Origin of the sequence: Pseudomonas sp. NFX224, assembly GCF_048565165.1 — a bacterium.
Taxonomy (GTDB): Bacteria; Pseudomonadota; Gammaproteobacteria; order Pseudomonadales; family Pseudomonadaceae; genus Aquipseudomonas.
Window position 1 is genome coordinate 3,358,338 of record NZ_CP183416.1, and the last position, 23,669, is coordinate 3,382,006.

Annotated in this window: 19 protein-coding genes; 13 read left to right on the forward strand and 6 right to left on the reverse strand. The window is 61.2% G+C overall.

What is annotated here, in order from left to right; translation table 11 throughout:
* Positions 1-2: 2 nt before the first annotated feature.
* Entirely contained in the window at positions 3-2,282 is a 2,280-nt protein-coding gene (gene ptsP, locus ACNYC6_RS15160; protein WP_419708110.1) for a phosphoenolpyruvate--protein phosphotransferase, read from the forward strand.
* Between the two features lie 73 nt (positions 2,283-2,355).
* Here ptsP and ACNYC6_RS15165 read toward each other — a convergent pair whose 3' ends face one another.
* Entirely contained in the window at positions 2,356-3,102 is a 747-nt protein-coding gene (locus ACNYC6_RS15165) for an NRDE family protein (protein WP_419708111.1), read from the reverse strand.
* A 131-nt stretch (positions 3,103-3,233) separates the two neighbouring features.
* Here ACNYC6_RS15165 and ACNYC6_RS15170 point away from each other — a divergent pair, with 131 nt between their 5' ends.
* The 3 genes from ACNYC6_RS15170 to ACNYC6_RS15180 all read left to right on the forward strand — a co-directional run bounded on the left by ACNYC6_RS15170 (position 3,234) and on the right by ACNYC6_RS15180 (position 5,926).
* Positions 3,234-4,016 (forward strand): sulfite exporter TauE/SafE family protein, encoded by a 783-nt coding sequence (locus tag ACNYC6_RS15170; RefSeq protein ID WP_419708112.1) that lies wholly within the window; start codon positions 3,234-3,236, stop codon positions 4,014-4,016.
* A gap of 76 nt (positions 4,017-4,092) precedes the next feature.
* Positions 4,093-4,905: a prolipoprotein diacylglyceryl transferase gene (lgt, locus tag ACNYC6_RS15175; protein WP_338583725.1), complete on the forward strand. Its 813-nt coding sequence runs from the start codon at positions 4,093-4,095 to the stop codon at positions 4,903-4,905.
* Between the two features lie 49 nt (positions 4,906-4,954).
* Complete coding sequence (locus ACNYC6_RS15180) at positions 4,955-5,926, forward strand: thymidylate synthase (protein ID WP_419708113.1); 972 nt, start codon at positions 4,955-4,957, stop codon at positions 5,924-5,926.
* A gap of 127 nt (positions 5,927-6,053) precedes the next feature.
* On the opposite strand, the gene cadR is transcribed toward ACNYC6_RS15180, so the two are convergent.
* Entirely contained in the window at positions 6,054-6,503 is a 450-nt protein-coding gene (gene cadR, locus ACNYC6_RS15185) for a Cd(II)/Pb(II)-responsive transcriptional regulator (protein ID WP_075946353.1), read from the reverse strand.
* A gap of 85 nt (positions 6,504-6,588) precedes the next feature.
* On the opposite strand from cadR, the gene ACNYC6_RS15190 reads away from it, so the two are divergent.
* The 6 genes from ACNYC6_RS15190 (at position 6,589) to ACNYC6_RS15215 (ending at position 14,505) form a co-directional block, all read left to right on the forward strand.
* Entirely contained in the window at positions 6,589-8,847 is a 2,259-nt protein-coding gene (locus ACNYC6_RS15190; protein ID WP_419708114.1) for a heavy metal translocating P-type ATPase, read from the forward strand.
* A 16-nt stretch (positions 8,848-8,863) separates the two neighbouring features.
* Positions 8,864-9,727: a LysR family transcriptional regulator gene (locus tag ACNYC6_RS15195; protein WP_419708115.1), complete on the forward strand. Its 864-nt coding sequence runs from the start codon at positions 8,864-8,866 to the stop codon at positions 9,725-9,727.
* A 219-nt stretch (positions 9,728-9,946) separates the two neighbouring features.
* Entirely contained in the window at positions 9,947-11,023 is a 1,077-nt protein-coding gene (locus ACNYC6_RS15200; protein WP_419708116.1) for a putative 2-aminoethylphosphonate ABC transporter ATP-binding protein, read from the forward strand.
* Positions 11,023-12,747, forward strand: a complete 1,725-nt coding sequence (locus ACNYC6_RS15205; protein ID WP_419708117.1) for a putative 2-aminoethylphosphonate ABC transporter permease subunit — start codon at positions 11,023-11,025, stop codon at positions 12,745-12,747. The genes ACNYC6_RS15200 and ACNYC6_RS15205 overlap by 1 nt, the downstream gene beginning before the upstream one ends.
* 39 nt (positions 12,748-12,786) lie before the next feature.
* Complete coding sequence (locus ACNYC6_RS15210) at positions 12,787-13,812, forward strand: putative 2-aminoethylphosphonate ABC transporter substrate-binding protein (RefSeq protein WP_419708118.1); 1,026 nt, start codon at positions 12,787-12,789, stop codon at positions 13,810-13,812.
* 135 nt (positions 13,813-13,947) lie between these two features.
* Positions 13,948-14,505, forward strand: a complete 558-nt coding sequence (locus tag ACNYC6_RS15215) for a phosphonate degradation HD-domain oxygenase (protein WP_419708119.1) — start codon at positions 13,948-13,950, stop codon at positions 14,503-14,505.
* A gap of 49 nt (positions 14,506-14,554) precedes the next feature.
* Here ACNYC6_RS15215 and ACNYC6_RS15220 read toward each other — a convergent pair whose 3' ends face one another.
* Both ACNYC6_RS15220 and ACNYC6_RS15225 read right to left on the reverse strand, forming a co-directional pair.
* Positions 14,555-15,919, reverse strand: a complete 1,365-nt coding sequence (locus tag ACNYC6_RS15220; RefSeq protein WP_419708120.1) for a GTPase/DUF3482 domain-containing protein — start codon at positions 15,917-15,919, stop codon at positions 14,555-14,557.
* The gene (locus ACNYC6_RS15225; protein ID WP_419708121.1) at positions 15,912-17,282 is read right to left on the reverse strand and encodes a DUF2868 domain-containing protein; all 1,371 of its coding nucleotides are present in this window, start codon (positions 17,280-17,282) and stop codon (positions 15,912-15,914) included. Before ACNYC6_RS15225 ends, ACNYC6_RS15220 begins: the two co-directional genes overlap by 8 nt.
* An 85-nt stretch (positions 17,283-17,367) precedes the next feature.
* Here ACNYC6_RS15225 and ACNYC6_RS15230 point away from each other — a divergent pair, with 85 nt between their 5' ends.
* Positions 17,368-17,880, forward strand: coding sequence for a dihydrofolate reductase (locus ACNYC6_RS15230; protein WP_419708122.1), 513 nt, complete (start codon positions 17,368-17,370; stop codon positions 17,878-17,880).
* Positions 17,881-18,002: 122 nt separating this feature from the next.
* On the opposite strand, the gene ACNYC6_RS15235 is transcribed toward ACNYC6_RS15230, so the two are convergent.
* Positions 18,003-19,394 carry an L-cystine transporter gene (locus tag ACNYC6_RS15235; RefSeq protein ID WP_419708123.1) on the reverse strand — a complete coding sequence of 464 codons (1,392 nt, stop codon included), beginning with the start codon at positions 19,392-19,394 and terminating at the stop codon, positions 18,003-18,005.
* Between the two features lie 241 nt (positions 19,395-19,635).
* On the opposite strand from ACNYC6_RS15235, the gene ACNYC6_RS15240 reads away from it, so the two are divergent.
* Positions 19,636-20,691, forward strand: coding sequence for a haloacid dehalogenase-like hydrolase (locus ACNYC6_RS15240; RefSeq protein WP_419708124.1), 1,056 nt, complete (start codon positions 19,636-19,638; stop codon positions 20,689-20,691).
* 471 nt (positions 20,692-21,162) lie between these two features.
* Positions 21,163-21,450 (forward strand): DUF6124 family protein, encoded by a 288-nt coding sequence (locus ACNYC6_RS15245; protein WP_419708125.1) that lies wholly within the window; start codon positions 21,163-21,165, stop codon positions 21,448-21,450.
* A 178-nt stretch (positions 21,451-21,628) separates the two neighbouring features.
* Here ACNYC6_RS15245 and ilvD read toward each other — a convergent pair whose 3' ends face one another.
* Positions 21,629-23,470 carry a dihydroxy-acid dehydratase gene (gene ilvD, locus ACNYC6_RS15250; RefSeq protein WP_419708126.1) on the reverse strand — a complete coding sequence of 614 codons (1,842 nt, stop codon included), beginning with the start codon at positions 23,468-23,470 and terminating at the stop codon, positions 21,629-21,631.
* Between the last annotated feature and the right edge of the window lie 199 nt (positions 23,471-23,669).

The window sequence follows — 23,669 nt, forward strand, 5'->3', positions numbered from 1 at the left end:
CCATGCTCAATACGCTGCGCAAGATCGTCCAGGAAGTTAACTCCGCCAAGGATCTCAAGGCGGCGTTGGGGATTATTGTGTTGCGCGTCAAAGAGGCCATGGGCAGCCAGGTCTGCTCGGTCTACCTGCTTGACCCCGAGACCAACCGTTTCGTGCTGATGGCCACCGAGGGCTTGAACAAGCGCTCGATCGGCAAGGTCAGCATGGCGCCCAATGAAGGTCTGGTCGGCCTGGTCGGCACGCGTGAAGAACCCCTGAACCTCGAGAACGCGGCGGACCACCCGCGCTACCGTTACTTCGCCGAGACCGGTGAAGAGCGTTACGCCTCGTTCCTCGGTGCACCGATCATTCACCACCGCCGCGTCGTCGGCGTGTTGGTCATCCAGCAAAAAGAGCGTCGCCAGTTCGACGAAGGTGAAGAAGCCTTCCTCGTGACCATGAGCGCGCAGCTTGCTGGCGTTATCGCCCACGCTGAAGCCACCGGCTCGATCCGTGGCCTGGGCCGTCAGGGCAAGGGCATTCAGGAAGCCAAGTTCGTCGGCGTCCCGGGTTCGCCTGGCGCTGCGGTGGGTACGGCAGTGGTCATGCTGCCACCGGCCGACCTGGACGTGGTGCCCGACAAGACCATCACTGACATCGACGCTGAGCTCGGTTTGTTCAAGACCGCCATCGAAGGCGTACGCGCCGACATGCGCACCTTGTCGGCCAAGCTCGCCACGCAGTTGCGCCCGGAAGAGCGCGCCTTGTTCGACGTCTACCTGATGATGCTCGACGATGCTGCGCTGGGCAGCGAAGTCACTACCGTAATCAAGACCGGGCAGTGGGCGCAGGGTGCCTTGCGCCAAGTCGTCACTGATCACGTCAACCGCTTTGAACTGATGGACGACGCCTACCTGCGTGAGCGGGCCTCGGACGTCAAAGACCTTGGTCGCCGTCTGCTCGCCTATTTGCAGGAAGAGCGCCAGCAAACCCTGGTCTACCCCGACAACACCATTCTGGTCAGCGAAGAACTGACGCCGGCGATGCTCGGCGAGGTGCCCGAAGACAAACTGGTGGGCCTGGTGTCGGTACTCGGCTCGGGCAACTCCCACGTCGCGATCCTGGCCCGGGCCATGGGTATTCCGACGGTAATGGGCCTGGTCGACCTGCCGTATTCCAAGGTCGATGGCATCGGCATGATCGTCGACGGTCATCGCGGCGAGGTCTACACCAACCCCAGCGACGTGCTGCGCAAGCAGTTCGCCGAAGTGGTGGAAGAAGAGAAGCAACTGGCGCTGGGCCTCGATGCACTGCGTGATCTGCCGTGCGTGACGGTCGATGGTCACCGCATGCCGCTGTGGGTCAACACCGGCTTGCTGGCAGACGTGGCACGGGCGCAAAAACGCGGTGCCGAAGGCGTAGGCCTGTATCGCACCGAAGTGCCGTTCATGATTAACCAGCGTTTCCCGAGCGAAAAGGAACAACTGGCGATCTACCGCGAACAACTCGCCGCGTTCCACCCGCAACCGGTGACCATGCGCAGCCTGGACATCGGCGGCGACAAGGCGCTGTCGTACTTCCCGATCAAGGAAGACAACCCGTTCCTCGGCTGGCGCGGTATACGCGTCACCCTCGACCACCCGGAAATCTTCCTGGTGCAGACCCGCGCCATGCTCAAGGCCAGCGAAGGCTTGAACAACCTGCGAATTTTGCTGCCGATGATCTCCGGCACTCACGAACTGGAAGAAGCGCTGCACCTGATCCACCGGGCCTGGGGCGAAGTGCGCGACGAAGGCACCGATGTGCCGATGCCGCCAGTTGGCGTGATGATCGAGATTCCGGCGGCGGTTTATCAGACCAAGGAACTGGCCCGGCAAGTGGATTTCCTTTCGGTCGGCTCCAACGACCTGACGCAGTACCTGTTGGCCGTTGACCGTAACAACCCGCGTGTGGCCGACCTTTACGACTACCTGCACCCGGCGGTGCTGCAAGCGTTGCAAACCGTTGTGCGCGACGCCCATGCCGAAGGCAAGCCAGTGAGTATCTGCGGCGAGATGGCCGGTGATCCGGCGGCGGCGGTGCTGTTGATGGCGATGGGCTTCGACAGCCTGTCGATGAACGCCACCAACCTGCCGAAGGTGAAGTGGATGCTGCGTCAGATCAACCTGAGCAAGGCCAAGGAATTGCTCGCCGAACTGATGACCATCGACAACCCGCAAGTTATCCACAGCTCGCTGCAATTGGCGCTGAAAAACCTTGGGTTGGCACGGATGATCAACCCGGCGGCGGTCAAGCCTCACTAGTAAGATCGCAGCTTGCGGCAGCGCCTACAGAAATGAGGCGAACATCTGTAGGAACTGCCGCAGGCTGCGATCTTTAGATTCTGATCTCCACTTCCCCAAGATGCCCACCAAACGGCCCGAAACTCCTTTCGACCAAATGCCGTGACCCATCCGCCTGCACGATCAATGCAGTACTCGCCCGTGTCCCATAACTCTGGCTGGCAATAAACACACTCGACAGCAACGTCTCGGTCGCCAACCCGACGCCGGTATCCGGCAAATCGGCAAACGGGGCGGTCTGCGCGTCGCTCAATAACGCCAACAGCGCCTGAGGCTGCGGATCGTCCAGCACCTCGCTCAACGCCGCTCTCGCCTTGAGCAGTTTCGGCCACGGTGTATCCAGACCGGCGTTCGACAGTCCGTAAACCCCCGGTGGGAGCATCACTGCTTCCGATTCCCGGGCATTGAAGTGCCAGAGCTCGTTATTGTTGCCAATTAGCAGGTTAAAGCCACCATATTCCGGCGATCGTGCAACAACGTCGGCTAAGTAGTCGTCAATCGGCAGGCTCCCGTTGAGAAAACGCGCAACCAGTTCACCGCGGGACTTGCGCCCCGGTGGACGATGCGGATCACGAATATTGGTCAGCGCAGCAAAGCGCCCGTTGGTGCCGACACCGAGCCAGGTGCCACCGGCCTCCAGATCGCGACCGGCGTAAACCTGCGGTGCGTCAGACCATTGCGCCAGCGGCAGGCTGGGGCGGGCGTAGAACTCGTCGCGGTTGGCCGCCACGATCAGCGGCTGGGCATGGTCCGGTCGCCAGGCGAAAACAATCAGGCACATAAGGTGATCCTTGTGTGTTTTTTGCCCACTCTACGCAGTCAACGTGCGGGTATCCATCGCCATCCAGTGGAGCCCGAGGCCGTGCATCCGTTACCATGCCGCTCCGGTTTTGGGGTTGGGTGGGGAAACACATGGAATTTCTGCTCTATCTTGCACTTGGAGCCTGCGCGGGAGTGCTGGCCGGGCTGTTCGGCGTGGGGGGCGGCATCATCATCGTTCCGGTGCTGGTCTACAGTTTTACCCTGCAAGGCTTCGATCAATCGATCCTGACCCACCTGGCTGTCGGCACATCGCTGGCGACGATCATTTTCACGTCGGTCAATGCGGTGCGCGAGCATCACCGTCGCGGCGCCGTGCGCTGGTCGATTTTCGTCTGGATGACCGTGGGTATCCTGATCGGCGCCGGTTTCGGTGCACTGACTGCCGAAGCGATCTCCGGGCCGAACCTGCAGAAAATCATCGGTGTGTTCGCCCTGGTGATCGCTGCGCAATTGGCGCTGGACCTCAAACCCAAGGCCAGCCGAGCGGTGCCGGGTAAAGCAGGTCTGACCGTGGCTGGCAGCGTGATCGGCTGGGCTTCGGCGATTTTCGGCATTGGCGGCGGCTCGTTGACCGTGCCGTTCCTGACCTGGCGCAGCGTGTCGATGCAGCAAGCCGTGGCCACGTCGTCGGCCTGTGGCTTGCCGATCGCGTTGGCAAGTGCATTAAGTTTCATGATTCTGGGCTGGCACGATCCACTGTTACCGGCCCATAGTCTCGGTTTTATTTATTTACCGGCGCTGCTGGGCATTGCCTTGACCAGCATGGTTTTCGCCCGGTTCGGTGCGCGACTGGCCCACAAGCTGTCGCCGAAGTTGCTGAAAAGACTGTTCGCCGCTTTGCTGTTCTGCGTAGGTCTGAGTTTCCTGCTCTGACGCACGGCACAATCCTGGCTTAATCCTGAGGTGGCAGCGTCGCCCGGGAATTGATTTGAACTCATGAGGAGTCGCAATGCTGCCTTACCCGCAGATCGACCCGGTGGCCCTGGCCATCGGTCCGCTGAAAATCCACTGGTACGGTCTGATGTACCTGATCGGCATCGGCGGCGCCTGGCTGCTGGCGTCCCGCCGATTGAACCGCTTCGACCCGACCTGGACCAAGGAGAAACTCTCCGACATGGTGTTCTGGATGTCGATGGGGGTGATTGTCGGCGGCCGTCTGGGTTATGTGCTGTTCTACGATCTGAGCGCCTACCTCGCCAACCCGACGCTGATTTTCGAAGTGTGGAAGGGCGGCATGTCGTTCCATGGCGGCTTCATCGGCGTGATGCTGGCGGCATTGTGGTTCGGGAAAAAGAACAACAAGTCGTTCTTCCAGTTGATGGACTTCGTTGCGCCGATGGTGCCGATCGGCCTGGGTGCCGGGCGTATCGGTAACTTCATCAACGCCGAGTTGTGGGGCAAGCCGACTGACGTGCCGTGGGCGATGGTTTTCCCGCCGTTCAGCGATCCGGCGCAGCTCGCGCGTCACCCGTCGCAGCTGTATCAGTTCGCGCTGGAAGGCGTGGCGCTATTTCTGATCCTGTGGCTGTTCTCGCGCAAACCGCGGCCAACCATGGCGGTATCGGGGATGTTCGCGCTGTTTTATGGCATTTTCCGTTTCATCGTCGAATTCGTTCGCGTGCCGGACGCGCAACTGGGCTATTTGGCCTGGAACTGGCTGACCATGGGTCAGGTGCTGTGCGTGCCGATGATCCTCGGCGGGCTGTTCCTGATCTGGCTGGCGTATCACCGCGCCCCGGCGACTCCAGCGGCAGCCGTATAAAATTCGAACCCCGCAGCGACGGCTGCGGGTTCAAGGACACAGGTAATTCATGAAGCAATATCTCGAACTGGTCGCCCACGTCATCAAGAACGGCACCAAACAGGCCAACCGCACCGGCGTGAACACCATCAGCTTCCCGGGTGCGATGCTGCGTTATGACCTGCAGGAAGGTTTTCCGGCGATCACCACGCGCAAGATGGCCTTCAAATCGGCCATCGGCGAAATGTGCGGATTCCTGCGTGGCGTGAACAACGCGGCCGAATTCCGCGCATTGGGCTGTAAGGTCTGGGACCAGAACGCCAACGAAAACGCCCAGTGGCTGGCCAACCCGTTCCGCCAGGGCGACGACGACCTCGGCGAGATCTACGGCGTGCAATGGCGCAAATGGCCGGCGTACAAGCAGATTCCGGTCAGCAACCCGGCCGCCATCGAGCAGACCCTGAAGCAAGGCTACCGTCAGATCGCTGAAGGCGAAGAAAACGGCCAGGCCTACGTGGTGCTGTACAAAGCCATCGACCAGGTTCGCCAGTGCATCGACACCATCATCAAGGACCCGGGCAGCCGCCGCATCCTGTTCCACGGCTGGAACTGCGCGCAACTCGATGAAATGGCGTTGCCGCCGTGCCACTTGCTGTACCAGTTCCACCCGAATGTCGAGACCAAGGAGATTTCCTTGACCCTCTACATCCGCTCCAACGACCTGGGCCTGGGCACGCCGTTCAACCTCACCGAAGGCGCCGCGCTGCTGAGCCTGATCGGTCGTCTGACGGGCTACACGCCGCGCTGGTTCACCTATTTCATCGGTGATGCCCACGTCTACGAAAACCACCTGGACATGCTCAACGAGCAGCTCAAGCGCGAGCCGTTCCCGATGCCGAAACTGAAGATTTCCGATCGCGTACCGGAGTTTGCCAAGACTGGGGTGTATCAGCCGGAGTGGCTGGAGCAGGTGGAGCCGAACGACTTCTCGCTGGAAGGCTACGAACACCATGCGCCAATGACCGCGCCGATGGCGGTCTGACAATCTCCACGCAATACCCCTGTGGGAGCTAGCCTGCTAGCGATAGCGGCGGCACATCCAGCAATGATGTGACTGAAAAATCGCTATCGCCAGCAGGCTGGCTCTCACATTGGGTTCTGCGGTGGGGTCAGTGGCCGTGACTACGGCCTACGTGGGAGTGTTCAACCTCCGTTGCGACAACCCCGCCACTCACTTCCAACCGCTGCAAAATCCCGCACTGATCGACATCCGGCCCTTCGCCACAGCGTTGGCGCAGGTCGAGCAGTTGTGCCTGCAACGCCAGTAACCCGTCGATCCGCGCTTTCACATGGTGGATGTGCTCGTCGATCAGCGCATTCACGCTTTCGCACTGGTCCTGCGGACTGTCACGAAGGGCCAGCAGGCTGCGGATTTCTTCGAGGGTCATGTCCAGGGTGCGGCAATTGCGGATGAAGGTCAGGCGTTCGGCGTGGGCCTGGGTGTAGACGCGGTAGTTACCATCGCTGCGGGCCGGCTCCGGCAGCAGGTTTTCGCGCTCGTAGTAGCGGATCGTTTCTACCGCGCAATCGGTGAGTTTCGCCAGTTCTCCGATCTTCATAACGAGGATCTCCAAAAAGGATGCTTGACCCTATAGTGGCTACAGGGTCTTTACTTGGCAACAGGTACTCTTATGGACGCAACCAATGAGCGATTCCCTGCACAGCCACAAACCTGACGATGCTTGCTGCAGCAGCAAGTTTAAGCCCGTGCCCAAACACGTACATGGCGGTCATGGTGATTCCTGTTGCTCGTCGAAAGCCGAAGCGCCCGCGCTGATCCCGTTGAGCGAAGCGCCAAGCGCCGATGCGCGGGTGAGCCGTTTCCGCATCGAGGCCATGGACTGCCCGACCGAGCAGACGCTGATTCAGAACAAACTAAGCAAACTGACCGGGGTGCAGCAGCTGGAGTTCAATCTGATTAACCGCGTGCTGGGCGTGACTCACAACTTGCCGGGCACCGCGCCGATCATCGACGCCATCAAGACCCTCGGCATGCAGGCCGAGCCGCTGGAGCAGGGCGTTGAAGCACCTGCGCCCGCGCCCGAGAAAAAAGCCTGGTGGCCATTGGCGTTGTCCGGTGTCGGTGCGTTGGTGGCCGAGGTGATTCACTTCACCAGCGCCGCGCCGAACTGGGTGGTGGCGATCATTGCATTGGTTTCGATCCTCGGCGGCGGCCTCGGCACCTATAAAAAGGGCTGGATTGCCCTGAAAAACCGCAACCTGAACATCAACGCCCTGATGAGCATTGCGGTGACCGGCGCGATCCTGATCGGCCAGTGGCCAGAAGCGGCGATGGTGATGTTCCTGTTCACCGTGGCCGAGTTGATCGAAGCCAAATCCCTCGATCGTGCGCGCAACGCCATCAGTGGCTTGATGCAGATGACACCGGAACAAGCGACGGTGTTGCAGGCTGACGGCAGTTGGGTCACGCAGGACGTGAAGGCCATCGAGCTCGGCGCCCGGGTGCGCGTGCGTCCCGGTGAGCGCATCGCGCTGGACGGTGAAGTGCTGGCGGGTAACTCGACCATCGATCAGGCGCCGATTACCGGTGAAAGCCTGCCGGTGGAGAAAACCATCGGCGACAAAGTATTCGCCGGCACGATCAATCAGGCCGGTTCGCTGGAATACGCCGTGACGGCGGCAGCCAACAACTCGACGCTGGCGCGGATCATCCACGCGGTCGAGCAGGCCCAGGGTGCGCGGGCTCCAACCCAGCGCTTCGTCGACAGCTTCTCGAAAATCTACACGCCGGCCGTGTTTGTTCTGGCGCTGGCGGTGGCGGTGATTCCACCGTTGTTCATGGATGCGCTGTGGTTCGACTGGATCTATCGCGCCTTGGTGTTGTTGGTCGTGGCCTGTCCGTGTGCGTTGGTGATTTCCACGCCGGTGACCATCGTCAGCGGCCTGGCCGCGGCGGCGCGCAAAGGGATCCTGGTGAAGGGCGGCGTCTATCTGGAAGGCGGCTACAAGCTCGATTACCTGGCGCTGGATAAAACCGGCACGATCACCCACGGCAAGCCGGTGCAGACCGATTACCTGTCGTTGGACCCCACCGCCGATGCCGCAGCCCCGGCCATTGCCGCGGCGCTGGCCGGGCGTTCGGACCACCCGGTATCGCTGGCCATCGCCCAGGCGGCTGTGGATAAACAATACGCGTCGCTCGCTGTGGATAACTTCGAAGCCCTTGGCGGGCGCGGGGTGCGCGGCGAAATTAATGGTCAGCTCTACCATCTGGGCAACCATCGTCTGGTTGAAGAGCTAGGTCTGTGCTCGCCAGCATTGGAAGAGAAATTGTTTGCCTTGGAGAAACAGGGCAAGTCCGTGGTGCTGCTGCTCGATTCATCCGGCCCACTGGCGCTGTTCGCGGTGGCTGACACGGTGAAGGAATCCAGCCGCGAGGCGATCCAGCAGTTGCACGAGTTAGGCATCAAGACCCTGATGCTCACCGGCGATAACGTCCACACCGCGCAGGCCATCGCTGCGCAGGTCGGCATCGACGAGGCCAAGGGCGATCTGCTGCCCACCGACAAGTTGCAGGCGATCGAAGCGTTGTATGCGAAGGGGCATAACGTCGGCATGGTCGGTGACGGCATCAACGATGCACCGGCGTTGGCTCGGTCCGAGATCGGTTTCGCCATGGCCGCCGCCGGCACCGATACCGCCATCGAAACCGCCGATGTCGCCCTGATGGACGATGATTTGCGCAAAATCCCGGCATTCATCCGCCTTTCGCGGCAGACGTCGAGCATTCTCAAGCAGAACATCGCCCTGGCATTGGTCATCAAGGCGATCTTTCTTGGGGTAACCTTCGCCGGGCTCGCTACCATGTGGATGGCAGTGTTTGCCGACATGGGCGTGAGCCTGTTGGTGGTGTTCAATGGTTTGCGCCTGTTGCGCAAATAAAGGATGAGGGACGGTTGTGCTGAGTGCCGAGCTGAAGGCGTTTTACATGGTTGCCCGTCTGGGCAGCATTACCCAGGCAGCGAAGAAGCTCGGCCTGAGCCAGCCCACGGTGACGACGCAGATCCGAAATCTTGAAAGTCAGTACTCAGTGGAGTTGTTCTACCGCGGCGGCCGCCGCCTGAGTGTCAGCGATGAAGGCGCGCGGCTGTTGCCGATGGTCAAAACGCTGATGCAGCAGGAAGCCGACATCGAGTTTTTCCTGCGCAACTGCGGTCAGGTTCAGGGCACATTGCGCATCGCCGCCACGGCGCCGTATTACATCCTCGACCTGGTGAAGACCTTTCGCGAGCGCTTGCCGCAGGTGGAGGTGTCGGTGGAAATCGGCAACTCTCAGCAGGTGCTCGAAGCGCTGGAGGAGTACCGCGTGGATGTCGCGGCGTCCTCGCAGTTGCTGGAAGATGCGCGGCTGATTCGGCGGGTGCTCGGCAGCGATCCACTGGTGCTGGCGGTGCATCGCAATCATCCGCTGGCGGCCCACGACCATGTGCCGCTCAGCGCACTGGCCGGGCACACTTTGTTGATGCGCGAACCGGGTTCCACCACTCGCCGCATGACCGAAGAGTTGCTGGCCGGTGCCGGCGTGAGTGTCGGGCCGCTGCTGGAGATCGGCAGTCGCGAGTCGATCCGCGAGGCGGTGTTGCGCAACATTGGCATCAGTCTCATTGCCCGCCAGGAAGTGCCCCACGATCCACAACTACGGGTGCTCACCATCGAGAGTGCGCCGTTGCTGCCGGAGTATTTGTACTGCCTCAAGGAGCGAAAAAACGCACGGCTGCCGGCGGCGTTTCTGGGGTTGGCGCAGGAAATGTCCCCCGCCTAGAACTCTGTAGCAAGGGAGCTTGCTCCCGTTGGACTGCGCTGCAGTCCCATTTTTAGGGCCGCTTCGCAGCCCATCGGGAGCAAGCGCCCTCGCCACAAGTTAGTCATTGTCCAATACCCAAAAATCTCGAATACCACTATCGGCAGTTTTTGCCTTACTGCCATATGACGGACTCATTACAACTCTAGGATGGCTTCATCTGCCAGATGAGGTCCGTCCATGAACAACTCGATCGCAACTGCCCTGACCAACCCCGGCGCACCGATGAAAGTGCGCGGCGTACAGAAGCGCTTTGGCGCCTTTACCGCGCTGGATAACGTGTCCCTCGACGTGGCGGCCGGTGAGCTGGTGTGCCTGCTCGGCCCGTCGGGCTGCGGCAAAACTACCTTGCTGCGTTGCATCGCCGGTCTGGAGAAACAGGACAGCGGCGAGTTGTACCTGGGCGATCGCAACGTTTCCCATCTGGCACCGCAAGCGCGGGACTACGGCATTCTGTTTCAGTCCTACGCGTTGTTCCCCAATCTTACCGTCGAAGCGAACATTGCCTACGGCCTGGCCGGCAGTGGCCGCGATCAGGTGCGTCAGCGCGTTGGCCAGATGCTGGAACTGGTCGGTCTGAGCGGCAGCGAGAAAAAGTACCCCGGTCAATTGTCCGGCGGCCAGCAGCAGCGGGTTGCACTGGCCCGCGCGTTGGCACCGGCACCTTCGCTGTTGCTGCTCGACGAACCGATGTCGGCTCTCGACGCCCGCGTTCGCGAGCATCTGTGCACCGAACTGCGCCAACTGCAACGCAGCCTCGGCATCACCACCCTGATGGTCACCCACAATCAGGACGAAGCCATGCTGATGGCCGACCGCATCGCCGTGATGAACAACGGCAAGGTCGAGCAATACGCCACGCCTCAGGAAATCTACAACCGCCCGGCCACGCCATTCGTGGCGGAGTTCGTCGGTCAGGGCAACTGGCTGCCGTTCCACAGCAGCAGCGACAGCCATGCCCAAGTCGGCGGGATGAACATACGCCTCGCCGATGGCAGCGCCAAGACTGCATCGGGCCGGCTGTTCTGCCGCCCTGAAGCGATCAACGTCAATCCTGTGGTCCACGAGGAAAACCTGTTCCCGGCCAAGGTTCGCGAAATCACGTTCCTCGGCAACCGCTGCCGCATGAGCTTCGAACTCGATCACCTGCCGGGTCACGCCTTGTTGGCCGAACTGGCACCGGAAGCCATGCCGCGCCTCGGCGCGCAGCAGATCATGGTCGCCTTGCCGCCGCGCAGCCTGCAGGTGTTTGCCTGATGAGCGCGAACATCGCGCTGCCGATACCGCACAAGCAGGCTCGGCAGGTCTCCTGCGCCGAGATCGGTGATCGGGTTTTCGTGGTCGGCGGCAAGGTGCTCTTGCTGGTGCTGCTCGGTGTCGCCGTGTTGATGCCATTGCTGGCGATCTTCTGGCGCGGCTTCAGTTCCGAGGCCGGGCAGGGCGGTGGCTGGCTCGCGGCGAAAGAACTGGTGAGCAGCGAAAACTTCCACTGGCTGCTGGGTAACAGTCTGAAGGTTTCCCTCAGCGTCGCGGCCATCGTCGTACCGCTGGCCTACCTGTTTGCCTACGCCCTGCAACGCACGTTGATTCCCGGTAAAGGCATCTGGCGTGGCATCTCGCTGCTGCCACTGATGGCGCCATCGATGTTGCCGGGGATTGCACTGGTTTACCTGTTCGGCAATCAGGGCATGTTGCGCGGCCTGCTCTCGGACAACATTTACGGCTTCTGGGGCATTGTGCTTGGCGAGGTGATCTACACCTTCCCACACGCCTTGATGATTCTGCTGTCGGCGTTGTCCCTGGCGGATGCGCGATTGTTCGATGCCGCTTCCAGCATGGGCGCCAGTCCGGCGAAAGCCTTCCGCAGCATCACCTGGCCGGCGACCCGTCAGGCCGTATTCGCCGCGTTCTGTCTGGTCTTCACCTTGACCATTACCGACTTCGGCGTGCCGGTGGTGGTCGGGGGCGACTACCAAGTGCTGGCGTTGGAGGCCTACAAGGCAGTGGTCGGCCAGCAACAGTTCGGTCGCGGGGCGTTGATCGGCATGGTGTTGTTGCTGCCTGCATTGTTCAGCTTCGGGGTCGATGCCTGGCTGCGTCGGCGTCATGGCGACTCGATGAGTGGTCGTGCGCAAGTGTTCAAACCCGCGCCGTCGAAGCTGCGCGACGGTTGCTACCTGACCATCGTGCTGCTGATCTGCGCCTCGTTGCTGCTGGTGTTCGGCATGGCGGTGTTCTCTTCTCTGGTGAAGTTCTGGCCGTACAACCTGTCGCTGTCGCTCAACCATTACCAGTTCAACGACACCGCCGGCGGTGGCTGGCTGGCCTACGGCAACAGCGTGAAGATGGCGTTGTGCACGGCGTTGATCGGCAGCGTGCTGATCTTCACCGGCGCCTACCTGATGGAAAAAACCAAGGGCCAGCGTGGGCTGAATCTGACACTGCGCATGCTCAGTTTCGTACCGATGGCGGTGCCGGGCCTGGTGCTGGGGTTGGGTTACGTCTTCTTCTTCAACCTGACCGGCAACCCGCTGCACGTGCTCTACGGGACCATGACCCTGCTGGTGGTCTGCACCATTGCTCACTATTTGACCACTGCGCAAATGACCGCCACCACTGCGCTGCGCCAACTCGATGCCGAGTTCGAAGCCGCCGCGCTGACGCTCAAGGCGCCGCTGTACCGCCACTACTTGCGCGTAACCGTGCCGATTTGCCTGCCGGCGCTGCTGGACATCGTGCGCTACCTGTTCGTCTCGGCCATGACCACCGTTTCGGCGGCGATCTTCCTCTACAGCCCCGACACCATTCTCGCGGCGGTGGCGGTGCTGAACATGGACGACGCCGGAAACGTCGGCGGCGCAGCGGCGATGTCGACCCTGATTCTGTTCACCTCCGCGGGCGTGTCCCTGCTGCTGGCCTGGGCTTCGCGCGGTTTGCTGCGCCGTTCACAGGCCTGGCGGCAGACCGCGCCCGGTCATTGAAACCGTATAACCCCTCAACTCAAAAAACAGGAAAAGATCATGTTCAAGCCTATGGCCCTGGCCGCTGCTGTCCTCACCGCTTTCAGCCTGAACGCCTTTGCGGCGAAAACCGAGTTGACGGTGTACACCGCCCTCGAAGCCGAACAACTGAAGACCTACAAAGAAGCTTTCGAGAAGGCCAACCCGGACGTCGAAATCAAGTGGGTGCGCGATTCCACCGGCATCATCACCGCCAAACTGCTGGCCGAAAAAGCCCGTCCGCAGGCTGACGCCGTGTGGGGCCTGGCCGCTTCCAGCCTGGCGATCCTCGACCAGCAAGGCATGCTGCAAAGCTACGCACCGAAAGACCTGGGCAAGATCGGCGCGAACTACCGCGACGCTGCCAACCCGCCAGCCTGGGTCGGCATGGACGTTTGGGCTGCGACCATTTGCTTCAACACCGTCGAAGCCGAGAAGCAGGGCCTGACCAAACCCGTGAGCTGGCAAGACCTGACCAAGCCTGAGTACAAAGGCAAAATCGTCATGCCGAACCCGGCCTCGTCCGGCACCGGTTTCCTCGACGTCAGCGCGTGGCTGCAAACCTTCGGCGAGAAGCAGGGTTGGGCCTACATGGACGGCCTGCACCAGAACATCGGCCAGTACGTTCACTCCGGTTCCAAGCCGTGCAAACTGGCGGCGGCTGGCGAATTCCCGATTGGTATTTCCTTCGAATACCCGGCTGTTCAGTTGAAGCGCCAGGGCGCACCGCTGGACATCATCCTGCCGAAGGAAGGCCTGGGCTGGGAGATCGAAGCCACTGCCGTAATCAAAGGCACGCCACACGAAGACGCGGCGAAGAAACTGGCTGACTTCTCCGCCAGCCCTGAGGCCATGGAGCTCTACAAAGAGAACTTCGCTGTTCTTGCGCAGCCGGGCATTGCCAAGCCGCAGACCGAATTGCCGGCCGACTACGAGCAGCGCCTGATCAAGAACGACTTTGCGTGGGCTTCGAAAAATCGCGACGAGATCCTGACCGAATGGCGCAAGCGCTATGACGGCAAGTCGGAGAAAGTCGCGGCCAAGTAAGGTCGTCATTGGCTGACAGGCCTCATCGCAAGCAGGCTCGCCCCCACGTTGGAATACGTTCCTTTGTAGGCGTGAGCCTGCTCGCGATAGCGGTCTACAGTTCACAGCAACTTTCACTTCATCGGGAGACTTCTGATGGACCGCAACGAACAAGCGATCGCCGAAGTATTCGGACTCTACGAACGCTTCGGCACCGACGATTACATCGGCGAGCCGGTGTCGCAGATCGAGCACATGTCCCAGGCTGCCGAGCTGGCCATGGCCGAAGGTTTCGATGACGAAGTGGTGCTGGCCGCGTTCTTCCACGACATCGGGCACATTTGCGCCGAAAGCGCCGAGAACATGGGCGGCTTTGGTGTGGTCAGCCATGAACGACTGGGCGCCGACTACCTGCGTCGCGCCGGCTTCAGCGAGCGCATGGCGCGCTTGGTGGAGTACCACGTGCAAGCCAAGCGTTACCTGACCTTGCGCGAGACCGGTTACTACGAGCGACTGAGCGAAGCCAGCCGCCGAACCCTGGAATATCAGGGCGGCGTGATGACCGAGGCCGAAGCCGACGCATTCGAGCAAGACCCGTTGTGCGCGGTCAGCCTGCGCATGCGCCAGTGGGATGAACTGGCCAAGGAGATGCACGTGCCGGTGATCGATCTGGCGGTGTTGAAGGCCAAAGCGGTGCGGTTGTTGGCGGCGTAAAACTCCGCTTCCACCGCGAGCAGCCCAGACAATGCAAGTGTTCCTGCCTCTAAAGCTGTTGTGCCAGAACCTCAACCTGTTCCTGCCGCTCCGCCTGATTCAATTTCGCATGGGCATTGAGCGACGACCACTGCGGGTGCGCTCGCGCCTTGCTCAGCGCCTCAGGCAGTTTGCCCTCACGCCAGGATTTATCCTGAGGCGTAGCCACTTGAATGCTGTCCATCGCCGCATGCCCCCGGGCATCCAGTGCTTGCAGCAATTGCCGCTGGCGCAACGCCAAAAGCCGCAGCACATTGTCATCAACCGTCAATTCCCGCTGACCCTTGATCTTGCCCAGCAACCGGCTGCCATAAGTGCGCGCGGTTTGCAGGGCACCGCCGGCGATGGCCCCGGCCAGTGCGGCGGCGCCGAGGGTAATCCCGCCGACCAGCAAATCCACTCCGGCACCGGCAGCAGCACCCGCAGCGATACCACCGCCAACGCGAACACCCAGTTGCTTGAGGGTTTCCGGGTTGAACAAGTCATCTCCCCAGCGGCCATCAAGCAGCGGCAAGTCGCTCGCCGCCGCATCCTGTGGGCGGAAGGCGTAGAGCTTGAGCAACGCTTCCACGCAGCGCTGCTCTCGTTGACGCACAGATTTGCGCAGTTCGCTGATCGCTTGTTGTTCCTGTTCGGCATCGCTGACCACGCTGCGTCGGCAGGCTGCGCAATCGATCAGCAATTCGGCAATCAACCGCGCGGCGCTTTCTTGACGGGCCAGGCGTTGGGCTTGCTGATCGGCGATCAGGCGCTCCAGTTGCGGTCGCGCCGTTTCCAGCAGCAGGGCGAGGCTTTCATAGAGGCGGCGCTCGCCGTCCTCTGGCGGCGCGACACTGTCGAAGCGCACCAGTGCATGCAGACCCAGTCTCGCCAACGCTTCACGCCACGCTGGTTCCCGGTGGTTGGCGCTGCTGACGAAATTCAACACGGGCAGCAGCGGTTTACCGCAGCTGGCCAACACTTCCAGCTCATCGCGGTACTTGGCCAGCACCGGTTCCCGGGCGTCGATCACGTAGAGCCCGGCATCCGAAGCCAGTAACTGACGCAGGACTTTGGCTTCCTGCTCGAAACGCTGCCGCGCTTCGCTGCCATCGAGGAAGCGGGTCAGTCGTGCCGGGCCGTCGAGGCGTTCGCCCGGACGCTCCAGGCGTTCGAGGTAATCGAGCAGGGCGATGGCGTCTTCCAGGCCGGGCGTGTCGTAGAGATCGAGCAGCGGCTCGCCGTCTACCGACAACCGTGCGCCTTCGACATGTCGCGTGGTGCTGGGGCGGTGGGACACTTCGCCGAAACCGACATCGCGGGTCAGGGTGCGCAGCAATGAAGTCTTGCCGACGTTGGTGTGGCCGACGACGGCGAGTTTCAGAGGGTTAGTCATGACCCGTCTCCAGCCAGTTCAGTGGCGCACAATCAGCAAACGGCAGCTCCAACTGTTGCAACGCCACATGCCAGTCGCCGAGACGGTCGGCGTCCAGCGCTTCACCGGGGGGCGCTTGCAGCAGCCAGACGCGGGTGGCACTGGCGCTGCGGGCCAGTTCGGCGATCAATGCAAGGCTGCCGCGATCCGGCGAACGCCGTGGATCGCACGCAATGGCCAGGCGCGCCGGCGGAAAACGGCTCAGTTGTTCGAGGAGTTTGTTCCGCGATTCACGGCTGTCGAGGATGCCGGCGTTGCTGACGTTATTCGGCAGTCGCGGCGGCCAGGGGCGGTCGTCGTCCAGTTCGATGGCGACCAATAACGCACCCTCGCTTTGCTGTTCACTGACGCCGCTTTCCACGCGATGAAGTTGCTCCGGCGCGGCATCGCTGACGCCGAGACGTTCGCTGGTAGGCATCAACCGTTCGCGCAGTGGCGCGTAGCCGGGCAGGTTCAAATCCAGGCGCAGGGCCGCTTTCCCGGATGCCCAGCGCCACAGGCAAAACACGGCGAGCAACAAGCGCGGCACCACGCCGTACACCAGCAGCACACCCACCAGCCATGCGGCCCACGCCTGCCGGGCGCTTTCGACGTTCAGAGCGGCATCGCCACTGGCGCGGATCATTTCTTCGGTTGGCACGCTGAAGCCGAGGAGGGCCGGCAGCGCGCCGAGTGCCTGGGTCACAGCAATGAACGTGTCGGCGCTGAGGATCGTGGTTTCCCAGACGAAGCCATAGCGCCGGGTTGCCATCAGCGTCAGCAGAATCACCAACGCGCTGACCATCGCCAGCAACCACAGGCTGTTGACCAGCACGCCGATGGCCCAGCGATTGAGTTTCTGCCGTTGCAGCAACAGCAGCAGGGCCGGCGCCAGCTGTGCGGCCTTGGCGTCCCGGGCAAATTTTTCACTGAGCCACAGCCAAAGGCGCCCGAGGCTGGCACCGTGTTCGCCGGCAAATACCAGGCCCAGCGCCCAGCTCAACAATAGAATCAGATTGAGCCCGAGCAAACTGCCCAATGCCCAGAACACATTCACCGGGTGCAGGCCGTCGCCCATGGCGGCAAAGGCCAGGCCGGCGCCGCTGACCACGGCCAGCACCGCCATGACGATCAGCGCCAGGCGTGCACCTTGCAGCCAGTGGTTCAGCGCGGCGCTCAAGCCATCGCGCTCGGCCAGCCACAAGGCACGGCGTTGAATGCGCGACGGCAAATCGCCGCCAGCACTACGGGCCAGTCGGTTGGCTTCGAGGTCTTCCAGAGGCCCGGCGTGCTCTTCGCGCAGGCGGATGGTTTCTGTCAGCCAGAGGTTATTCAGTTCAGTCACGCGGCATCCCGTCGCTTAATTGAGCTGTGAGCATAACCGTTGTGGCGCTTATCGGCGAAAGCGCGGCTCTGGTATCCTCGCCGGCATGAATAAATCACTCCCCCTCAGCCTGATCGCAGCCCTCGGTGAAAACCGTGTGATCGGCGTCGACAACAGCATGCCCTGGCACCTGCCGGGGGACTTCAAATACTTCAAGGCCACCACCCTCGGCAAGCCGATCATCATGGGTCGCAAGACCTGGGATTCCCTCGGTCGCCCACTGCCGGGGCGCTTGAACATCGTGGTCAGCCGGCAAACGGATCTGGTGCTTGAAGGCGCTGAGGTTTTTCCGTCGCTGGAAGCTGCGTTGGTTCGCGCCGAAGCGTGGGCGAAGGAGCAGGGCGTCGATGAGCTGATGCTGATTGGCGGGGCGCAGTTGTATGCGCAAGGATTGGCGCAGGCTGATCGCTTGTATCTGACCCGCGTGGCGCTGAGTCCCGAGGGGGATGCGTGGTTTCCGGAGTTTGATTTGAACGAATGGAAACGGGTGTCGAATGTGCCGACCCCGGCCGAAGGCGACAAACCGGCGTACAACTTCGAAGTCTGGGAAAAAGTCTGAAAGCATCGCCAACAGGCTGGCTCCCACAGTGGGTAAGAGGTGAACCACAGATTGTGTGAACACCCATAATCCCTGTGGGAGCCAGCCTGCTGGCGATGAGGCCAGATCAGGCGCTAAAGAATTTAAGCCTGCGCCAACGCCGAATGCTCATCCGCATCCAGCAATTCTTTATCGGTCTGCTGCATCACCTGACTGGTAATTGCCCCCGCCGTCATCGACCCGCTGACGTTCAGCGCCGTACGCCCCATATCAATCAGCGGCTCGACCGAAATCAGCAACGCCACCAGCGAAACCGGCAAACCCATCGCCGGCAATACGATCAGCGCGGCAAACGTCGCACCGCCGCCCACCCCGGCCACACCGGCCGAACTCAGCGTGACAATCGCCACCAGCGTCGCGATCCACAACGGGTCCAGCGGGTTGATGCCCACGGTCGGCGCCACCATCACTGCCAACATCGCCGGGTACAGACCGGCACAGCCGTTCTGGCCGATGGTCGCGCCGAACGAAGCGGCGAAACTGGCGATGGACTGCGGAATGCCCAAACGGCTGGTCTGCGCTTCGATGCTCAACGGGATCGTTGCAGCGCTCGAACGGCTGGTGAAGGCAAACGTCAGCACCGGCCAGATTTTGCGGAAGAAGCGCAGCGGGTTGATCCCGGCGGCCGATACCAACACGCCGTGAACCACAAACATCAGACCGAGGCCGAGGTAGGACGCCACCACAAAACTGCCGAGCTTGATGATGTCTTGCAGGTTGGAGCCCGCGACCACTTTGGTCATCAGCGCCAACACACCGTACGGGGTCAACTTCATCACCAGACGCACCAGACGCATCACCCAGGCTTGCAGGGTGTCGATGGCGTTGATCACTTTCTGACCTTTTTCCACGTCATCCTTGAGCAGTTGCAGCGCAGCGACACCGAGGAAAGCGGCGAAGATCACCACGCTGATGATCGACGTCGGCTTGGCCCGCGCCAGATCGGCGAACGGGTTCTGTGGGATGAATGACAGCAGCAGTTGCGGCACATTCAGGTCGGCGACCTTGCCCGCGTAATCGGTCTGGATGGTTTGCAGGCGCGCCATTTCCTGAGTCCCGGCTACCAACCCCTCAGCGGTCAGACCGAACAGGTTGGTCAGGCCGATGCCGATCAGCGCCGCGATGGCCGTAGTGAACAGCAGCGTGCCGATGGTCAGGAAGCTGATTTTGCCCAGCGACGACGCATTGTGCAGACGGGCCACGGCGCTGAGGATCGAGGCGAACACCAGCGGGATCACGATCATTTGCAGCAGTTGTACGTAACCGTTGCCCACCAGATCGAACCAGCCGATCGAGGTTTTCAGCACCGGGTTTCCGGCACCGTAAATCGTGTGCAGCGAAACACCGAACCCCACGCCCAATACCAGCGCGAGCAGGACTTTTTTCGCCAGGCTCCAATTGGTGTGACGGGTTTGCGCCAAGCCGAAAAGCAGGGCGAGGAACACCAGCAGATTGAGAATCAGCGGCAGATTCATTGGAACTCCCATTAGACATGTGCCAACTGCCTTCCGGGGCAGCTGCGAACCGGCAAGCCTAACAGTTTGATTTTCAATGAATTAATACTAAAAACGTCTGGTAACTGTCGTTTTTGGAATAAGCCGGCGTCGCTCTTGGGGATGCACGTGGCGCGAAGGGCACGTTCGCGGTCGCTGACAGACGAGGGCTGTCACACATATTTGTTAGCGTCGATGTCTTTCTATCAGGGAGAAAATGCCGATGAAGTTCGCACCGAAATTTCTGGCGGCCGCCATCTGTTTTGGCCTTGCCAGCCAGGCCTTCGCAACGGATCTGAAACACTGGCCGGCCGATCAGGCAAAGGCGCTGGACGCGATGATCGCGGCCAACGCCAACAAGGGTAACTACGCGGTGTTCGACATGGACAACACCAGTTACCGCTACGACCTCGAAGAGTCGTTGCTGCCGTTCATGGAGAACAAGGGCCTGATCACCCGCGAGAAGCTCGACCCCTCCCTGAAACTGATACCGTTCAAGGACAGCGCCGACCACAAGGAAAGCCTGTTCAGCTACTACTACCGCCTCTGCGAAGTCGACGACATGGTTTGCTATCCATGGGTTGCGCAAGTGTTCTCCGGCTTCACGCTCAAGGAACTCAAGGGCTATGTCGACGAGATGATGGCATCCGGCAAGCCGGTGCCGGCCACTTTTTACGAAGGCGACGTGGTCAAGAAGCTCGACGTCAACCCGCCGAAAATCTTCACCGGCCAGCAAGAGCTGTTCAACAAGCTGATGGAGAACGGCATCGAGGTCTACGTGATGACCGCCGCCTCCGAAGAACTGGTGCGCATGGTCGCGGCCGATCCGAAGTACGGCTACAACGTCAAGCCGCAGAACGTGATCGGTGTGTCGCTGCTACTCAAGGACCAAAAAACCGGCGACCTGACCACCGCGCGCAAACAGATCACCGCCGGCAAGTATGACGAGAAGGCCAACCTCGGCCTCGAACTGACCCCATATCTGTGGACCCCGGCGACCTGGATGGCCGGCAAGCACGCGGCGATCCTGACCTACATCGACGAATGGAAAAAGCCGGTACTGGTCGGTGGCGACACCCCGAGCAGCGATGGCTACATGCTGTTCCACGATGTCGACGTGGCCAAGGGCGGCATCCACCTGTGGGTCAACCGCAAGGACAAATACATGACCCAGATTCAGGGCATGATGGCCAAGAACGCCGCGGCCCAGGCCAAGGAAGGGCTGCCGGTTACCGCGGATAAAAACTGGGTGATCGTCAAGCCTGAAGAAATCCAGTAAGACCGAGGCGCTGCAAATCGCGGGCAAGCCCGCTCCCACAAATTCTCGGTGAAACACAAATTGTGTGAACACTGAAGAAACCTGTGGGAGCGGGCTTGCCCGCGATGGGGTCAGTGGCGGCAATGAAAGGCTACGCTTGATTGACCTCTCTGACAGTCGCACCCTACGCATTCTTGCGTAAGGGACTACGACTACGCCAGAATCCGCCGGCTTGTGCGCCTGGGTGCCGGCTTCTATCGTTTCCGCGTCACTGAACATCAGTGATCGGGTTTGGTAGCCCGTGTTCACCTCGGCGCATTGCGCCACCCTTTGCAGGGTTCGTTTCTGTCTCTGCTCATATGGTGGCCATGCGCAGGGCATCTTCGGACGCGCCGGGTACCTGGTGACCGGTCTACCAACCTGCGTATGGCCGCCACCCTTCGTTTGGTAGCGAGGGTGATGGCTCCTTTTTTCTCACCCGGAGTTCCATCAATGCTGAAAATTACCCCCGATCCACCAAATTCCGACAACCTCTCCGCCCGCATCAACTCCACCCCGCGCAAACCCAGCCGAACATTCGTCATCGCACCGGGCCTCGACACCGAAACCCTATTGGCCCACGCCTGCGAATCCCTCGCCTCGGCCAATGTCATGGCCAGCGATTTCGCCGCACTGCTGGAAGGCTCGCAACGCAGCACAATGCTGGGGATTGCGCAGGTGATCATGCTGGGCGAACTGGCGGTGAATCAGGCGCTGGACAACCTCGATCCGCAGGACTAATGGATCGATGCACCCTGTAGGAGCGAGCCTGCTCGCGATGAACGAAAGGACGACGCGTTAAACCAGAATAGACGCGTCATCGTTAACGACCATCGCGAGCAGGCTCGCTCCTACAGGGGATCGCCGCAAAAAAAATACCCCGCACTTGGCGGGGCATTTTTTGTTCGACGCTTAAGCCTTACAGCCCATCAAGCATCGCCTTGTTACGCACAGCACCCTTGTCGGCGCTGGTGGCCAGCAGGGCATAGGCTTTCAACGCGGTGGTCACTTTGCGCGGACGCACTTCCACCGGTTTCCAGCCTTTCTTGTCCTGTTCGACGCGGCGAGCGGCCAGTTCTTCATCGCTGACCAACAGGTTGATCGAGCGGTTCGGAATGTCGATCAGCACTTTGTCGCCGTCTTGCACCAGACCGATTGCACCACCGGCAGCGGCTTCTGGCGAAGCATGGCCGATGGACAGACCGGAAGTGCCGCCGGAGAAACGGCCGTCGGTGAGCAGGGCGCAGGCTTTGCCCAGGCCTTTGGATTTCAGGTACGACGTCGGGTACAGCATTTCCTGCATGCCCGGGCCGCCTTTCGGGCCTTCGTAACGGATGATCACGATGTCACCGGCCTGCACTTCGTCCGCGAGGATGCCGCGTACGGCGCTGTCCTGGCTTTCGAAAATCTTGGCGTTGCCTTCGAAGACGTGGATCGACTCATCGACGCCGGCGGTTTTCACCACGCAACCGTCCAGCGCGATGTTGCCGTACAGCACGGCCAGGCCGCCTTCTTGCGAATAGGCGTGCTCGACACTGCGGATGCAGCCGTTTTCACGGTCGTCGTCCAGGGTGTCCCAGCGGGTCGACTGGCTGAACGCGGTTTGCGTCGGGATGCCCGCAGGGCCAGCCTTGAAGAAGTGATGCACGGCTTCGTCGTTGGTCTGGGTGATGTCCCACTTGGCGATGGCTTCTTCCATGCTGCGGCTGTGCACGGTCGGCAGCTGGGTGTGCAGCAAACCGCCACGGGCCAGCGAGCCGAGAATGCTGAAGATCCCGCCAGCACGGTGCACGTCTTCCATGTGGTACTTCTGGATGTTCGGCGCGACTTTGCACAGTTGCGGCACGTTACGGGACAGACGGTCGATGTCGCGCAGGTCGAAATCGATCTCGGCTTCCTGGGCAGCGGCCAGCAAGTGCAGGATGGTGTTGGTGGAACCGCCCATGGCGATGTCCAGGGTCATGGCGTTCTCGAACGCCTGGAAGTTGGCGATGTTGCGCGGCAGTACCGAGTCATCGTTCTCGCCGTAGTAACGCTTGCACAGCTCGACGATGGTGCGGCCGGCTTGCAGGAACAGCTGCTCGCGGTCGCTGTGGGTGGCCAGGGTCGAACCGTTGCCCGGCAATGCCAGGCCCAGGGCTTCGACCAGGCAGTTCATCGAGTTGGCGGTGAACATGCCGGAGCACGAGCCGCAGGTCGGGCAGGCGCTGCGCTCGTACTCAGCGACTTTCTCGTCAGAAGCGCTGGAGTCGGCGGCGATCACCATGGCGTCGACCAGGTCGAGGCCGTGGGAAGCGAGTTTGGTCTTGCCGGCTTCCATCGGGCCGCCGGAGACGAAGATTACCGGGATGTTGAGGCGCAGGGACGCCATCAGCATGCCAGGGGTGATCTTGTCGCAGTTGGAGATGCAGACGATGGCGTCGGCGCAGTGGGCGTTGACCATGTACTCGACGGAGTCGGCGATGATCTCGCGGCTCGGCAGCGAATACAGCATGCCGTCGTGACCCATGGCGATGCCGTCGTCGACTGCGATGGTGTTGAATTCTTTTGCCACGCCGCCAGCGCGTTCGATTTCGCGGGCGACCAGTTGGCCGAGGTCCTTGAGGTGGACGTGGCCCGGTACGAACTGGGTGAACGAGTTGGCAATGGCGATGATCGGCTTTTTGAAGTCGTCATCTTTCATCCCCGTGGCGCGCCACAATGCGCGGGCACCGGCCATGTTGCGGCCGTGGGTGGATGTTTTCGAGCGGTAATCAGGCATGAAGCACTCCGGGCGGCTAATCAGGTATCAAAAGGGAAGTGAGCTTCTATTGACGTCTGGAACACTCAGAAATGGCCGTGTGTCCGGAAGTTGCCGATAACTTTGCGGGATCGCCGCGCGCTTCAGCTTGAGCTCATAAACCCGCCGGGGATGACTGGCGATGAATGTCGCGATTCTACACGGCTGGCGGCTGGAGGGA

Excerpts from the sequence above, each read along its gene's own strand:
- ACNYC6_RS15170 (WP_419708112.1), top strand. The coding sequence starts at position 3,234 with ATGGAATTTCTGCTCTATCTTGCACTTGGAGCCTGCGCGGGAGTGCTG.
- ACNYC6_RS15210 (WP_419708118.1), top strand. The coding sequence starts at position 12,787 with ATGTTCAAGCCTATGGCCCTGGCCGCTGCTGTCCTCACCGCTTTCAGC.
- ACNYC6_RS15180 (WP_419708113.1), top strand. The coding sequence starts at position 4,955 with ATGAAGCAATATCTCGAACTGGTCGCCCACGTCATCAAGAACGGCACC.
- ACNYC6_RS15235 (WP_419708123.1), bottom strand. The coding sequence starts at position 19,394 with ATGAATCTGCCGCTGATTCTCAATCTGCTGGTGTTCCTCGCCCTGCTT.
- ACNYC6_RS15200 (WP_419708116.1), top strand. The coding sequence starts at position 9,947 with ATGAACAACTCGATCGCAACTGCCCTGACCAACCCCGGCGCACCGATG.
- lgt (WP_338583725.1), top strand. The coding sequence starts at position 4,093 with ATGCTGCCTTACCCGCAGATCGACCCGGTGGCCCTGGCCATCGGTCCG.
- ACNYC6_RS15245 (WP_419708125.1), top strand. The coding sequence starts at position 21,163 with ATGCTGAAAATTACCCCCGATCCACCAAATTCCGACAACCTCTCCGCC.
- ACNYC6_RS15240 (WP_419708124.1), top strand. The coding sequence starts at position 19,636 with ATGAAGTTCGCACCGAAATTTCTGGCGGCCGCCATCTGTTTTGGCCTT.
- ACNYC6_RS15215 (WP_419708119.1), top strand. The coding sequence starts at position 13,948 with ATGGACCGCAACGAACAAGCGATCGCCGAAGTATTCGGACTCTACGAA.
- cadR (WP_075946353.1), bottom strand. The coding sequence starts at position 6,503 with ATGAAGATCGGAGAACTGGCGAAACTCACCGATTGCGCGGTAGAAACG.
- ACNYC6_RS15205 (WP_419708117.1), top strand. The coding sequence starts at position 11,023 with ATGAGCGCGAACATCGCGCTGCCGATACCGCACAAGCAGGCTCGGCAG.
- ilvD (WP_419708126.1), bottom strand. The coding sequence starts at position 23,470 with ATGCCTGATTACCGCTCGAAAACATCCACCCACGGCCGCAACATGGCC.
- ACNYC6_RS15190 (WP_419708114.1), top strand. The coding sequence starts at position 6,589 with ATGAGCGATTCCCTGCACAGCCACAAACCTGACGATGCTTGCTGCAGC.
- ACNYC6_RS15230 (WP_419708122.1), top strand. The coding sequence starts at position 17,368 with ATGAATAAATCACTCCCCCTCAGCCTGATCGCAGCCCTCGGTGAAAAC.
- ACNYC6_RS15165 (WP_419708111.1), bottom strand. The coding sequence starts at position 3,102 with ATGTGCCTGATTGTTTTCGCCTGGCGACCGGACCATGCCCAGCCGCTG.
- ACNYC6_RS15220 (WP_419708120.1), bottom strand. The coding sequence starts at position 15,919 with ATGACTAACCCTCTGAAACTCGCCGTCGTCGGCCACACCAACGTCGGC.
- ptsP (WP_419708110.1), top strand. The coding sequence starts at position 3 with ATGCTCAATACGCTGCGCAAGATCGTCCAGGAAGTTAACTCCGCCAAG.